Here is a 14,964-nt window from a genome sequence, read left to right as displayed (position 1 = left end):
ACTCACAGCGTACTCCTGATGTATTCAATGCGATCGAAAACAGCACGGGAGAACTGTTCCGCTTCATACTTGGCCTTTCTCAGCGCATCGGCACTGCCCGGATAGGAGAGCGGGTTGGCGCTGATCACCGTGTCAAACGACTCGCCACAACGCTCGAAACCGTCGAGGCGCGGCAGTGACGCATCGAGCATTGATTTGGTAAATACTTCGCGCGCATAACTTTGCGACGTGAGATGGTCATGCTTGGTGGTCATCTTCGACATAAAACCAATATTTGCTTTCAGACGTGGCTCAACGCCCTCTTTCTCAATCCGCTCCAGCATTTCCGGCAGACGAGTGAGATACTTCATCGTGGAGTGGAAATCGACCTGCGCCGGTGGCGTCGGTGTCAGCAGAATGTCGCTGGCAGCGATGGCGTTCAACATGAAGGAGTCCAGATGTGGCCCGGTATCTACAAAGATAAAATCGTAGTCGTCTGCCAGACGGTCAATCACATTGCGGCGCAGCACCTCCGAGGGCGCAACACCCGGCAGATATTGCTGCACCAGCGCATCCCAGTCACTGGCAACGAAACCGTCATCGATCGATGCGGGCATCACATCCACACCTGGCATCACCGTCGGCTGAATAAATTCACTGCGTAACTGGTCACGTCCGAGGTCATTGAGCATCGCCTGGGCAGCCGTTTCCGCCTTCGAACCGATGCTGTCTTTATGGCTTAAAAACATGGTGCTGGATGCCTGCGGGTCGAGATCGATCACGAGAATGCGTAAATCGTTATGCAGCATAGCCGGATGAGCTCGCATACCGTGCGCCAGTGTCACGGTGCTGACCGTTTTGGAGACACCACCTTTGAGGTTAACCACAAATACCACAAACGGGCCTTTATGTTTATCACGGTATTTAGGGACATTGCGATGCTGGTAGATATCAATCACATTTTGCAGCGTCAACGCATATTGCGCGGTGCTGCCGGTCTGCTTTTTGCCGAACTCGTATCCTGCCTCTTCCATATCACCGATGGCTGCCACCACCGAGTGTTTACTTAATAGCGGGAAGTTCGCTACCGCGTTACGTGACCAGGTCTGGTAATACCCGGTCTGGTTGAATTCAGCCCGTTGCTTTTCAATATGATTGCTCAGTCCCTGCAATAAACTGTGCGCTCGCTTGGCTGTCTCCAGCACATCGCCATAGTCACGTTTCATAACATCCTCATATGTAATGATTTTTTGCATGATACACAAAAAGCTTCCGCCTGCCAATTTTTCAGGAAAACACATTCAAACTGGAATTCCTCTCAAGGATTTGATTTATCTTATCTGATTGATATTTTTGTGATAAAGCGGCTGACAGCCTTGTAACTTCCTGAGGAAAACGTTAAAAATACTGTAACTCACTTTGTGATTAATGGGGATGGTATGCCACAGCCGATAAGTTGCGCGATAACAGTGCCTTCAACAATCGCCTCGCCCACATGAAAAAAAATCAACGATATCAATTTACTTGCCACATTTGTGGCATTAACCATAGTATCAACTGCCTGCTTCATATTCTTATCATGCCATCAAAGATTAGCACTGATTGGTGACCCACCATAACGCCAAAAACACATCATCGCCCGACATGGTTGAGAGACTGCTGAGGCATATTCACCTGAAGGATTAGAGAGACCACTAGGTATGAGACATCGCTGACAAGCTGGAAGAATACGATATCGCGCTGGAGAAAAATAAATTACGTAAGATCCTTCAGAGGGTCAGGTGCTTTCCCGATGCGTTATAGTTGGAAAAAATTAAACAGGGTTGGCTCCATGGCCGACAGTGCCGGAATAACATCGATTAAATCCCTTAGCTCAAACCACAAACAAGCCCTCGCGAATGCCTTTGTGAATAACATGCACTCACGTTTCCCACTCGCGTGTTACAATTTGGCCTGATGCCCATCTTCATCATTCTTTCAGACACGATGTTGAGCCAGGCGAAACTTCCTTTTAAAGTCGATGCTTCGTACAAGGCGGTTTTGCAAATCATTAGGAAATTCAGCCCGCGCTGGAAGATAAGAACCTGACCAACGCTTCAGCACTACTTGACGCGTTATCTCAAAATGAAACCATCAAGAAATGTGACGTCAAAAATTTGTTTAAAGCCATAAAAGCAACTCGTTTATGCAAGTCGGTCACCCTCGAAGCAATAGATTTGGATTAGTTTCGCATTAAAGCCAATACGCCCATTGCTCATTTGCAAAGCTGGTATGACGCGACCAACGTTGAGTTTGCTCACATCGAAGTTAATCAGGAGAGGCTGGAAAGATAGTTATGCAAATTGACCTCAAGATTACGGGACATTTTTCAGGTGGAACAGGTGATGCGTTTTATTAAAGGGAGATGCCAACAGACCTCAGTTGTTGAGACGTGCGGTAAACGAGTCGATTAGCCAGCTCAGTGCCAACCGGAACGCCTTCAGATGAAGTTGGTCGTTGAGGTGCACGATTCTGTTATACACAATGCTCAATATTATAAGCTTCCTACCGAAGCAAAGTTTGTTTTAATATTAATTGACCTTTTCGCCAGAGGTATTAATGAAGTGCTCATTCGCCGGGCTTTATTGAATGCGGAGAAATATTCCAGTTTTATATGCTGAGATACACGGTATTAATTGCAATCTCGATTGAATATGAGGCTGAATTGGCTGCATACCGGATGGCGGAGAAGGCAGTTAAAAGAGAAAAGGCGAATGGGAAAAGCAGAAGTTTCGTTATGCGTGCCGTTGAGGTTTGCAGTAAAATAAATAACCCCGAAATTCCCCCTCATAAGATCTATTTTTATTCGCTACTTGATAATGACCCCGTGAAATAACCTCCCGTTGCATACCATCCTCGCTGCCTATAAAAAATCTATGGTAAGCACGGCAATCGCAACATCACCCTGCAACAATAAACGGGTGCGAAAAAAAGACTCAGCCCCCTCATTCTTTACCATCAACGAATTTGACCTTGATTACATGAAAACGCAAATCCATAAAATTGGGCGCATAATCTCATTTGATAACGATTCGAATTGATATTACACGATACATTGCGCTACTCTACGGTCATATTGCGAAAGGTGTTACCAAGCATCGCAAGGCGTGTAACACAGATGCCAATCAGTGGAAATGGCATCTGTGTTACGGAGTTTTCAGGCTGAAAATTACACTATTTTTTGTTATTTATCATATTGTTACTCATGAAAAGTTACGGAGAAAACCGAGTCGCGACGCCTCGCAATGCGCGTCATCCCTGTACAAACGCCGGTGGCTGGAATGCGGTTACCGCAGGCAGCGGCTCATCCCAACTCTCAATTTCTACCCAGCAGCTCTGCGCGCTACATCCCTGCCCTAATCTTGAACTGCCACGATCTTCCGTCAGCACGTTCGGATTTCCATGTTTGTCGAGTGAGTCCGGCTGGTGGGGATCTTGCGGGTCATACCAGGCCCCCGTCGACATCTGCACCACACCGGGACGGATATCTTCGCTCAAATGGACACCTGCCAGAATCGCACCGCGTGAATTGAACACCCTCACCACGCTGCCCTCGTGAATATTACGCACCGCCGCATCCTCCGGGTGTAACCACAATGGTTCCCGATCCTGAATCTTGGTTTTGAGGCTGACACTACCGTGGTCATACTGGCTGTGCAGACGAGTTCGTGGCTGACTGGAAAGCAGGTGCAACGGCCAACGCGTCGCCGTTTCGCGTTGTAACTGCGCTTCCGGCTCGTACCAGAACGGATGCCCCGGGCACTCATCATAGCCAAAATCCGCTACCGTCTGGGAGAACAGCTCGATTTTCCCCGAGGGGGTCGGCAACGGTGCTTGCTCAGGATTGTCACGAAAGGCTTGCAGCAAAATCTGCGGTTGGTCCGGCCGCTCATACTCCAGCATGCCCTGCGCCCAGAAATCATCAAAAGCAGGTAGCTCGATTCCGTCAGCCAGTGCGCGCGGCCGGGAGGCATCGTAAATAAAGCGGATCCACGCCTCGGCATCACGTCCTTCGCTGAAACTGTCGCCAAAGCCCAGTTTTTCCGCCAGTGCATTAAAGATGGCGTAATCGCTCCGTGCCTCACCCTGCTCAGCAATCTGCTGACGCATGGCAATCATATAACCATCATTACTGGAGCTGCCAATATCATTACGCTCCAGTGAGGTCGTTACCGGGAAGACAATATCAGCGAACTTCGCCTGCGCAGTCCAGTACTGCTCGTGGACCACCACCGTATCCGGTTGCCGCCAAGCTTCCACCAGCCGGTTCAGATCTTGATGATGGTGGAATGCATTGCCGCCCGCCCAGTACACCATACGGATGTCGGGATAAGTACATTCTTTACCATCAAACTGATAAGCCCCACCAGGATTAAGCAACATATCGGAAAGCCGCGCCACCGGGATAACACTCTGGACGGGATTGGTTCCAGCCGGAAAACGTGGACCGGAGAAAGTGCGGCGTACTGAACCCGCCAAGTTGGTACTGGCATAGGCGAAACCGAGGCCACCGCCCGGTGTACCAATCTGACCGATCATAGATGCTAACGCCACGGTGGCCCAAAATGTCTGTTCACCCTGGAACGCACGCTGGAGCGACCAGGCGATATTTATCATGGTGCGCTTTGCCGCCATCATACGTGCCATCTCGCGGATTTTATGCGCATCAATGCCGGTGATCTGCGCCGCCCAAGTCGGGTCTTTCGCTTTACCGTCTTTGTCGCCCATCAGGTAGTCGCGATACTGTGCAAAACCCACGGTGTGACTGGCAATAAAACCCGCATCATACAGGGACTCATCAATCAGCACATAACTCAACGCCAGCAGCAGTGCAGTATCACTGCCGGGTTGTAATGACAACCACTCCGCGTTAGTGACACCTGACAGGTCATTTTTCACCGGGCTGACGTTAATGAAATGAGTGCCGTTACGCTGCATCTCTCCCAGCCAGTGTTTCAGCGAATGATCGTTCGCCGCACCGCCGTTAACCTGGGAATTACGCAGCGGCAGGCCACCAAATGCAACAAACAGTTCGCAGTGTTCCGCCAGGGAAGACCAATGCGTGTGCTGTTTTTGCAATACATCTAATTCCCCAATGATATGGGGCAGTAATCGCTCGGCAGCCGCTAGGCTGTAAGTATTGGTGCTGTCGGTATATCCGCCTAACTGATTAAAAAAGCGATGTAACTGACTTTGCGCATGATGAAAGCGTCCGGCGCTTGACCAGCCATAAGATCCTGCATAAAACGCCTGATTGCCATGTGTTTGTTTTACTCGCGTGAGTTCATCGGCTACCAGCGCAAGGGCTGTTTCCCAACTGACTTCGACAAAAGGTTCTTTGCCACGTCCATGACGCGCATCGCGCCCCTGTTGCAGATATCCCAAACGAACGGCAGGGCGACGGATACGGCTCGGACCATCGACTGTGCCGACCAGAGACTGGCCTATTGCCGAGGGATTACGATCCCACTCGACCGGGTCTATGCCAGTCAATGCGCCTTCGGAGGTTGATACGCGATAGGTGCCCCAGTGCATTACTGCAAGGTTATGATGTGTTGTCATGTTGTGATAAATCAGTGTGTGCGATGTGAGAAGGAATAAGATGAAAATACCGTATCACAAACCCTCTCCTTTCGGGAGTGCATGCGCTAATCGATTTTATTTCATAAGGTTATGCTCAACGGTGTGATGGCAACCGTATCACAAGTGATGCCTAGAACAGATTGGACTAATTACAAAAAGTCTGAGAGACGATTTCTCTCACTGCATAACATCATACCCGGTGCGCTATATTAGGAAACATTGGGATTTGACCCGTAACAAAGTCTCGCTCAGTTTTTTAGCGTAAACAACGTGTTCTGACGAACATAAGATAATATCTTATTAAGATAAGATCTTATTAAGATAATATTTTAACATATTAACTTCTTATTATACTGTATAGCAATTAATATCTTAATAAGATATTATAAAAATAAAATAACAACTCAATCGTCACGTATGCTGTTCAGCTTCTCAGGGCATTTTATGCTATGGCACCATATTGGTTCAGTACGTTAACTAATCTCTGAAATTGTCGTTTCTGCTACTTTGCCCCGAATGCTTATTTCAACAGTCACTCTACAGCTTTCATGCTGCAGAGGATTTGAAGGTAATACGTAAAAGGTTGTCTTGTTAAGAAGCTAAGATAACAACTCGTTAGTTAAGTGGGTGCTATTCTTATTGGTGGCAACACCAAGCTATTATCTTATTAAGATAATATGATAATTTTTTAATGGCATACCGGATATCACAATCAGCCAGCATACGACACGTAATGGAAGAGAAAATACGGGGTCGGAATAGCGATGGTGCACAATAACGCAGAATAAAATGAGGGAGCAACACCAAAGCTTCACCTTAACCTAAAGCATAACAAGAGATATCGCGCGCTTAAAATCAGGTCATTCAAGGTTGAAAGTGATAAGTAAAAAGAGGGTTTTCGACATCAGGAAACGCCCTGGTTATTCGATACATCTGATACACATTCATCTTACCACGAATCATTGTAATCGCATGTCTCTCAAAAATATGACCGAAAAAAACCTTAACAAGATATTATCATAATAACAATGTAAGCCTAATGCTGCATTATCATAACATGATATTATCTTAACAATCCTATATTGTCATGTGGTTATATTGAACAACCTTACCATTATAACAAGATAATCTCTTGCCTTGTTGTTATTTAATTATCTTGTTAAGATAATCAGGCATAGTTATTCCTGTTTTTGTCGTCTTCAATGGAGCTCATCAATGATTATCGTTTTAGGAAGCCAGAAGGGTGGGGTTGGCAAAAGTACGCTGGCTGTTTCGATTGCGGCTGGCTTACTTTCCCGTGGCTACAGGGTATTGATAGTTGATGCCGATGACCAAAAATCTGTGTTGACCTGGTACAACAATCGCCCGGAATCGCTGCCACATATTCCCGTCACTGGTGCTTCTGGCAATATTAAAGCGATGCTGAAAGAGCACGCAAAATCCTATGACTTCATCATTGCTGACTGCGCCGGACGAGACAGTGCAGAGATGCGCAGTGGCCTGATGGCCGCCGATGTCTTTATCTCACCGCTGCGTCCTTCTCAGATGGACCTCGATGTCGTGCCACATACCTGCTCGGTGTTTACAGCCGCAAAAGATTTCAATGAGGATGTTAAAGGATATCTGGTGCTTAACATGACACCTACCAACATGTTCGTAAATGAAGGCAACGAAGCTGCTCAAGTACTGGAAGATTTCCCTCAAATGAAACTGGCCGATACCCGCATTTGTGATCGTAAAGCGCACCGAGATGCTTGGGCTGAATCCATGACCATCTATGAAACAGAAAACAGAAAAGCGAAAGATGAAGTCGAAAGACTGATCCAGGAGGTCATTCTATGAGAAACAGATCAAGTGTGATGAAAGACAGAGAAAACGACTTTATCAATGGTGGCACAGCAGCGTTGTCACCCAATACCGCTCCAGACGTAAATGCAGTTGAAGCAGAGCCTGTGAAGAAAGCTAAAGCAAAACCTGTCAGCATCTCTTTCACTGACGAAAATCTTAGCGAGATTGATAACCGTATACGTAATGAAATTCTTGCCGGAGGCACGAGGGTTAATCGTTCAGATATTGTACGTGCTGCGATTCTAGGTCTGGAGCGTTTCTCTGATGAAGAGATCTCTGTGTTGATCAGCAGAGCGAAACTTCAGTAAGCAATATTATCAAGAAAGTTAGTTATCATCTTAACAACATAATAACTAACTTGTGACGTTGTAACTCGTTCTTCTCCTTTAAGTGATTTTGTCAGTTCAGGATCAGTTGTTCAGTGCTGTCGATCCATTTCACTTCGCAAGAAATCCGTCATGATCATCAGGCCGATAAATTTATATTCTAGGTGTAAGGAAACCACTCTGTAGAACCCCACATGGCTTCACCAGAAAGAAGAAAGAGGATTTTTCCCGCAATTGGTCTTTAAGGCACACAGGATGACGTACACACGCTTACAGGCACCATGTTGTGCTCAGCTTGCTTCTGACAAGCTGAATGTTAATCCCTAACAGCCAACAAAGCTGCTTATCAGGGGGGAGGATTTACCCAGGGTTTGTATAAGCCGGAAAACTTGTCTTATTGCAGAACGATTTTGACTTCGCATTTTTCACATAAGCCTCAGAATTACTGAGAACGGTCAGCAAGATATCCACTTATCCACAGTCCAGATCCCAATAATTTAGATCCATTTTAGATCCCATATAGATCCCAAAGAGATCCCCGATCGCACCAGCCCGCACCAGTTCTGGCCTGAAAGGGGTATTGCATAAGCTATAGAAAGTAAATTATAAACTATAGGCAGCTTATAATAAGCTATAGATTGTTAAATCTAAGCTGTAGTTAGAAAGCGACATAAGCTATAGTGAGTCAAACGCCCTGAACACAGATATTGCTGTGGATAGTTTTTTCTTCCTGTCTTCATGCAATTAGGCTCGCCCTGCGTGAGTTGTTGTTCTGTCATTCACAAATCCAGATGCCTCGATCCTTTTGTCGATCATCATCGAAAACCGTGAGAAAGCCTGTGGACAGCGAAAATCTTGACCTCAAAAAACTGTTTGAAGAAACGGACAAAATTACAGGTGAGGTGATCACGCTAACGCCGAATGCAAATAATACCGTTCAACCCGTTGCATTGATGAGGCTCGGTGTATTTGTCCCTACGCTTAAGTCATTGAAAAACAGTAAAAATAAAACCTTTTCTACCACTGATGCAACGGAAGAATTGACCCGACTTTCGCTGGCTAAAGCAGAGGGATTTGACAAAGTCGAGATAGTCGGTCCGCGCCTGGATATGGACAATGATTTCAAGACCTGGGTCGGGATCATTCACTCTTTTGCCAAGCATAAAGTCATCGGTGACAAGGTACAGCTTCCCTTCGTTGAATTTGCCAAACTCTGCGGAATCCCCTCCAGCCGTTCTTCCAAAAAACTCAGAGAGCGCATCAGTCCGTCTCTGAAGCGTATCGCAGCGACAACGATCTCCTTTACCAGCAATATGGGGGAAGATGGTAAGGAATACATCACGCATTTGGTTCAGTCAGCCTATTACGATACCAAAAAAGATATCGTGATTTTACAAGCGGATCCCAAACTGTTTGAGCTGTATGAGTTTGATCGTAAGGTGCTTTTGCAGCTTAAAGCGATTAATGCGCTAAAGCGACGTGAGTCTGCTCAGGCGCTGTACACCTATATCGAAAGCCTGCCAAAGAATCCGGCACCGATCTCACTGGCTCGCTTGCGTGACAGGCTGAACCTGAAGTCACCGGTGTTTTCGCAAAACCAGACGGTACGGCGTGCTATGGAGCAACTTAAGGAGATTGGATATCTCGATTACTCCGAGGTGCAACGGGGGCGTAGCGTCTATTTTAATGTGCATTATCGTCGGCCAAAGCTGAAAGCACCCAGGAACGAGAGTGCTGAAAACGCACAACCACCAGTGCCTGTCACACCAGCTGAACCTGTTGATGTGGAGCTTCAGGAAAAGCTCAACCTTCTGAGTAAGTTAGGCATTTCTATGGCCGATCTCGAAAAACTCTTCAAAGGCAAATAAGCCGATAAGCTGCAGTGAGTAGGTTACTCACTGCAGCTTATGTTACCTCCCACTAGACTCACTACAGTTTATCTTATCCGGTTAATATCCTGATTTATTATTTTTTTATCATCATCTTCTCATGTTTGATCGGTGGCTGTTACTCCCTATAGTTTATGTATTCTGCTCACTATAGCTTATGAAATAAACTATAGTGAGCAGAAGGCCTGTCCGGTGCCTGCCAAAAGGGTAGGGCATCACATTTTTTACTCACTACAGCTTATGCTGACTATCCTCATGGGCCATGAATTACTCACTACAGCTTATCGGGTCGTGACAGAACAGATATATTACTCCCTATAGCTTATATATAGCATGAGAGGAGTAGCCTACTTGTTATAGCTTATATTGTGCTACCGCCCTGGTAACCACTAACATATAACCACATGATTTATAATATGTTAGTGATTGCTAACATTTGTGGGGTGGCGTGATAACTAAGTATTGTACTCACTACAGCTTATCTCAACTCTCTCTAGCTTATGCAGTGCTGCCGTATAAGCCTGCTCTCTATAGCTTATATAAGCTATAGAGAGCGAACGGGATCTTTGCAGTAAACGCCAGGATAAAGGCGTTATAACGGCCTGAGGGAAGTGTCAGAGGGAAAACAAAATAAGAGTCAGAAACACATTTGTATGCCGGAGATACCGCCTGTGGGGTAGCCGGGGAAATTCATTTGCGATCGCTGCACTTGGACAGCGCTCAAAAAGAAATGAATCGCTGGGTGGTGCCCAACAAGCTGACGACCCAGACGCCGTCAGACCGAGACTGAGAAACATATGATATACTGTTTCTCAATGGGAAACGCGGAGCCGAAAAGTGATTAAAAGCAGGAAGCACAAATGATTACAGAAGCTGTTTGAAAAAGGTGATATCAGCGGCGTACAGGCGAAGGGCGCTGAACGCGTCCGGCTCCGCCTGCTGGCCATCGATGAGGCGCTTTCCACGGATGAATTCAGAAACTATCCGGGCTTTGGTTTTCACCCCCTGAAGGGAGACAGGAAAAACCTGTTTTCCATCACGGTCAGGGCTAACTGGCGTATCACCCTCGAATTCACGGACGGTGATGCCTATATTCTCAACCTGGAGGACTACCACTGATGGCCATGTTCATTCCCCCGCATCCGGGCGGTCTGATCACCGAGTACATTGAAGATAATAACATCGGCCTGCGTGTGCTGGCGAAAGAGTTGGGCGTGTCAGCTTCGGCGCTGAGCAAGGTCGCTAGCGGAAAGGCGTCTGTCAGCCCGGAAATGGCAGTACGGCTGGAGGCGGGGCTGGGGATTGCGGCGCGCCTGTGGTTATCCATGCAGGCTGCCTGCGACCTGCATAAGGCGCGTGAAACCACCGATGTTTCCGGTGTTCATCTGCATCCGGGTATGAATGTCGGTTCTGCCCCTCACCGCGCCGTAAAGTAACGCACTCTGGCACAAACCTGCACACACAGCGCTGAATGGCGCGGTTTTTCCTGTGCCCCCAGCTCGTTCCGCAAAATGCAACACCGCCGCCCTGCGGGCAGGGAAAAGTCGGTGCTGGTGCACCGTCCTTTCCCGGCAGGCCGTGTATGTCCATCATGCGTGTGTCTGAATCATCTTCCACCTTCGTGAGGCTCTCACCGTATAAAAATACATTTCAACAGCAACAGCAACAGCATGGGCCCCCTTCGGCGACTCGGCAAACCGGGTCGTCGAGCCCTATGTCGCTAACCGGCAAGCCGGCAACCCTTCAGCTGTACGCCGGAGATGTCGCCTGTGAAGTGGCGGGGGAAATACACCTGCGCGCTGTACAGGGACAGCGCGCAGAAAGCGATGAACCGCTGGCTGGTGCCGAACAAACTGACGGTACAATCTTATCCTCAATTGCTGACGGATGAATATTGAAATATCCCCAATATGGGGATAAAATATCCCTTAGTTGGGGGCAGGGAGAAACCATGCAGGCAATATTTATCGAGCTTTTCAGCTTTGAGAAATACCGGGCTGAGTATCTGAATGACGATCAGTTCAGGGTATTTCAGAACATGTTACTGGATGACCCTAAAAAGGGGGGATGTAATCCCTGATACGGGTGGTCTTCGTAAAGTTCGCTTCAAGGATGAGCGGCGCAACAAGGGCGCAAGAGGCGGGATCAGAGTTATCTACTACTGGACCAATGAACAAGGTCAGTTCATCCTGTTTACCATCTACCATAAAGATTAGCGTGACGATCTGACAAAACAGCAGCGCGATGCCCTGGCGGAGGCGCTGAACGTGATTAAAAAGGGGCTGAGATATGACTGAACGCGACATTTTCAGTGAACTGATGACGGGTATGCAGGAGCTTAAAGCTCATCAGGACGGAAAAATCACGCTCAAGACCTATAAGGTCAGTAAGCGGGAGCCCGCTACCATTGCGCCGCAGGAGCTGCGCGACGTGCGCGAAAAACTTAACCTGTCACAGGCCGTTTTTGCGCATTATCTCCACACGGGTGAAACCACCTATCAGAACTGGGAGCAGGGCCGGGCTAAGCCTAACGCTCAGGCCGTTCTGCTGATCCGTATGGTGCAGCAGAACCCGGAAACGTTGCAGACCCTCGCACAGCTCTGAGGCGAATCCAGCGGATACCCCCACACCGCGCTGACCGGCGCGGTTTTTCTTTGTGCTCTATTCACGCCCCGGAAGCCAACACCGCCGCCCTGCGGGCCGGTAACAGCCGGTGCTGCCGCACCGGCCATCCCCGTCAGGCCGCTTATTTCCGGCATGCGTTTCCCTGAATCAGCAAAGGTTTTTCTCAGATCCTTTGCCTGTTCCCGCCGCCGAAAAAATCCTGTTAACAGCAACAGCAACAGCAACAGCAACAGCAACAGCAACAGCATGGTCGGGTAGCAGCAGCGCATTACTGCGCCACCGCCCCCTGAGAACGGTACGTGCAGGTTTCCCCGCATACCGCTCAAGCCTTTATAAATGCCCGTTATGGGCACCGGCCTCCCTGTTGTGTAACTGACGGTGACAGTTGGGATGTAGCAGTTCAAGATTAGACATATCGTCGCTGCCGCCCATCACCTTCCTGACCCGGTGGTGTATATTCCAGCCTGTCTGGTTGGTGATGAGCTGTCTGCAACGCGGGCAGCATTTACCCTGACGTTTCCACAATGCCGCCACGGTTTTCATCTTCTTCAGTTTTCCGGTCCAGATCAGATCCAGACGCCGCTCGAAGTAGATTTCCATACCGGGCGAATAAGGGGTCGCGTCTCCTCTGATCTTGATATGGCGTTTAATGGGCGTATCCATCGCCCGGGTGAGATAGAGTATTTTTCCTTCCGGGGTAGCGGCGCTGAACAGCCATCGCCTGTCTCCAAATGTGAAATACTTATCTGCAACCCAACGCCGGCCTTCACGTGTATGCCGCCGTTTACACCACCGCCATATTGCCCGCCAGATTTGGGTATCGACGTAATTAAAGATATCTTTGGCCACGACATGGTGATGATAAGTCGCCCATCCACGGATCACGGGGTTGAGCAGGTTAATCAGTTTCCATGCCGGAAGCGTCGGATTCCCTTTAATTATTCTTCTGACTTTGCTCAGAAAGTTTTTCAGATTCTTTTTAGCAGGCTTGATTAACATCTTGCCGCCGTATTTTCTGACGTTCTGACCCAGAAAGTCGAAGCCTTCTTCTATGTGCGTTATCGCTGTTTTTTCCTCAGACAGCGTAAGTCCCCGTTGTTCCATGAACTCCGCTATCAGGGGGTTAACCTCATTCTCCAGTAACTCGCGGGAGATCCCGGAGCAGATGAAGTCGTCGGCATAGCGCACATAGTTCACCTGATGTTTTGCCCCGTAATGTCTGCTCTTCCTGAATGTACGCATCAGTTCTCCCTCCAGTCCGTCGAGTGCCATATTGGCGAGGAGGGGAGAGATAATGCTTCCCTGCGGAGTGCCGCTTTCGGTGCGAAAGAAGACGCCTTTTTCCATATATCCGGCTTTCAGCCATTTTCTGAGGATCCGCTTGTCCATTGGTATGTTGGACAGTAGCCAGTCATGGCTGATGTTGTCAAAACACCCTTTGATATCGCCTTCAAGCACCCATGCTGGCGATACTTTCTGGCTCATCCGGTGAAATATGGACTCAATGGCATCGTGAGCACTGCGCATGGGCCTGAAGCCATAGCTGTTATTATCAGCCGTTGTTTCTGCCACAGGCTCCAGTGCCAGCATGGCTCTGTCCCTTATTGTCGGGATGCCCAGCGGACGCTTTTTGCCATTCGATTTTGGGATGTATATGCGCCTGAGCGGCAGTGGTCTGTAACCTCTCAGACTCAGGTTGTACATTCCTTTCCATTTTTCATCCGGGGTGTTCCATGTTTTGCCATCCACGCCGGGCGTCCTATTCCCGGTGTTTTCAGTCACACGCCTGACAGCAACGGCTTTGCCGGAGAATGAACGCGTGAGAATACGCTGCAGTTCCCTGACACGCCGCCATTGTTGCTGTCGGGTTGCCTCTGCAATCCGTAGCTGTAGCTTTCGCACCCTGGCATGGCAGGCTCGCCAGTCAATGGCGTGCCAACCTGCCGGGCGGGGTATCGTGGACACACTGCTGTGTGTATTCATCTCACAGATATCCTGTTGAAAGTTTTACAATATTTCATGCAGTTAAAGACCAGACGGAAGTCTGCCCGCTTTCGCGTCGAAGTATGATCCGCTCCGTATCCTGATGATTACCATCAGGCATTCGCTTTTTCCGTCCTCCTATGCCCGCACCGCCAACAGTGTCCCTTACGGTTCACCTGCCATCAGGCAGCGATACGGGTTTACCAGGTTCCGTTTAACATACAAAGGGTCAGGGTGGGTTCTGTCTATTCACCGGAGATCTCTGTGTCCATGTGCTCCGGGTGGCCCTGTGGAGCAACCAGATCTCGTACCCTTTTGGTTCAGGCCTTTCAGCATCTTTGGCCTGTTGCCGATAACGGCGTTTATCAACAGTTCACATGTGTTAACCCTTCTGACCAGCCTAGCAATCCAGCCGCATGATGCTTGCAGCAAGGGAGGCTCCCTCACGGAGGCCTCCCCGGGCTAACGCCCGATCTCGTTGTCCCGGAAGCTTCAGACCCCGCCGTTGCCAGCAACGCCTGTTCCGGTAGGCTACAGCTAATGGAATAGCTGATTTTATCAATGTAAAACAATATGTTAAACGACTTCCTGTCGCACAGCCCCCTTCGGCTCCCCGGCGGTGCCGGGTCGTCGAGCCCTATGTCGCTAAGCGGCAAGCCGCCAAGCACCACCGAACCCCTTCGGGTTTCGGC

The 14,964-nt window shown here is 48.6% G+C and carries 10 protein-coding genes; 7 read left to right on the top strand and 3 right to left on the bottom strand.

The features are described from left to right. Positions 1-2 precede the first annotated feature (2 nt). Both L579_RS16600 and L579_RS16590 read right to left on the bottom strand, forming a co-directional pair. A complete protein-coding gene (locus L579_RS16600; RefSeq protein WP_036627117.1) occupies positions 3-1,205 on the bottom strand; it encodes an AAA family ATPase in 1,203 nt (400 codons plus the stop codon). 2,065 nt (positions 1,206-3,270) lie between these two features. After that, complete coding sequence (locus tag L579_RS16590; RefSeq protein ID WP_036627009.1) at positions 3,271-5,580, bottom strand: molybdopterin-dependent oxidoreductase; 2,310 nt, start codon at positions 5,578-5,580, stop codon at positions 3,271-3,273. A gap of 1,236 nt (positions 5,581-6,816) precedes the next feature. Here L579_RS16590 and L579_RS16585 point away from each other — a divergent pair. The 7 genes from L579_RS16585 to L579_RS16555 all read left to right on the top strand — a co-directional run bounded on the left by L579_RS16585 (position 6,817) and on the right by L579_RS16555 (position 12,268). Continuing rightward, complete coding sequence (locus L579_RS16585) at positions 6,817-7,443, top strand: ParA family plasmid-partitioning AAA ATPase (RefSeq protein WP_021185341.1); 627 nt, start codon at positions 6,817-6,819, stop codon at positions 7,441-7,443. Continuing rightward, positions 7,440-7,757 carry a hypothetical protein gene (locus L579_RS16580; RefSeq protein WP_036627006.1) on the top strand — a complete coding sequence of 106 codons (318 nt, stop codon included), beginning with the start codon at positions 7,440-7,442 and terminating at the stop codon, positions 7,755-7,757. Before L579_RS16585 ends, L579_RS16580 begins: the two co-directional genes overlap by 4 nt. Before the next feature lie 887 nt (positions 7,758-8,644). Further along, on the top strand, positions 8,645-9,643 hold the full coding sequence (locus L579_RS16575; protein WP_036627116.1) for a RepB family plasmid replication initiator protein: 999 nt from the start codon (positions 8,645-8,647) through the stop codon (positions 9,641-9,643). 894 nt (positions 9,644-10,537) lie between these two features. Further along, the gene (locus L579_RS23395; protein ID WP_235056607.1) at positions 10,538-10,783 is read left to right on the top strand and encodes a type II toxin-antitoxin system RelE/ParE family toxin; all 246 of its coding nucleotides are present in this window, start codon (positions 10,538-10,540) and stop codon (positions 10,781-10,783) included. After that, entirely contained in the window at positions 10,783-11,100 is a 318-nt protein-coding gene (locus L579_RS16565; protein ID WP_021185338.1) for a HigA family addiction module antitoxin, read from the top strand. The genes L579_RS23395 and L579_RS16565 overlap by 1 nt, the downstream gene beginning before the upstream one ends. A 324-nt stretch (positions 11,101-11,424) precedes the next feature. Beyond that, positions 11,425-11,562 (top strand): hypothetical protein, encoded by a 138-nt coding sequence (locus L579_RS23975; protein ID WP_161628644.1) that lies wholly within the window; start codon positions 11,425-11,427, stop codon positions 11,560-11,562. A gap of 391 nt (positions 11,563-11,953) precedes the next feature. Next, entirely contained in the window at positions 11,954-12,268 is a 315-nt protein-coding gene (locus tag L579_RS16555; protein WP_021185335.1) for a helix-turn-helix domain-containing protein, read from the top strand. 351 nt (positions 12,269-12,619) lie between these two features. On the opposite strand, the gene ltrA is transcribed toward L579_RS16555, so the two are convergent. Further along, positions 12,620-14,272 carry a group II intron reverse transcriptase/maturase gene (gene ltrA, locus L579_RS16550; protein WP_021185334.1) on the bottom strand — a complete coding sequence of 551 codons (1,653 nt, stop codon included), beginning with the start codon at positions 14,270-14,272 and terminating at the stop codon, positions 12,620-12,622. Between the last annotated feature and the right edge of the window lie 692 nt (positions 14,273-14,964).

Source organism: Pantoea sp. AS-PWVM4 (assembly GCF_000468095.1).
Taxonomy (GTDB): Bacteria; Pseudomonadota; Gammaproteobacteria; order Enterobacterales; family Enterobacteriaceae; genus Pantoea; species Pantoea phytobeneficialis.
Note: the sequence above shows the minus strand (reverse complement) of the source record. Positions and strands in the feature narration are given on the sequence as shown.

Bases quoted from the DNA above. Each gene is read 5' to 3' on its own strand.
- L579_RS16600 (WP_036627117.1), bottom strand. From the start codon at position 1,205: ATGAAACGTGACTATGGCGATGTGCTGGAGACAGCCAAGCGAGCGCAC.
- L579_RS16590 (WP_036627009.1), bottom strand. From the start codon at position 5,580: ATGACAACACATCATAACCTTGCAGTAATGCACTGGGGCACCTATCGC.
- L579_RS16585 (WP_021185341.1), top strand. From the start codon at position 6,817: ATGATTATCGTTTTAGGAAGCCAGAAGGGTGGGGTTGGCAAAAGTACG.
- L579_RS16580 (WP_036627006.1), top strand. From the start codon at position 7,440: ATGAGAAACAGATCAAGTGTGATGAAAGACAGAGAAAACGACTTTATC.
- L579_RS16565 (WP_021185338.1), top strand. From the start codon at position 10,783: ATGGCCATGTTCATTCCCCCGCATCCGGGCGGTCTGATCACCGAGTAC.
- L579_RS23975 (WP_161628644.1), top strand. From the start codon at position 11,425: ATGTCGCCTGTGAAGTGGCGGGGGAAATACACCTGCGCGCTGTACAGG.
- L579_RS16555 (WP_021185335.1), top strand. From the start codon at position 11,954: ATGACTGAACGCGACATTTTCAGTGAACTGATGACGGGTATGCAGGAG.
- ltrA (WP_021185334.1), bottom strand. From the start codon at position 14,272: ATGAATACACACAGCAGTGTGTCCACGATACCCCGCCCGGCAGGTTGG.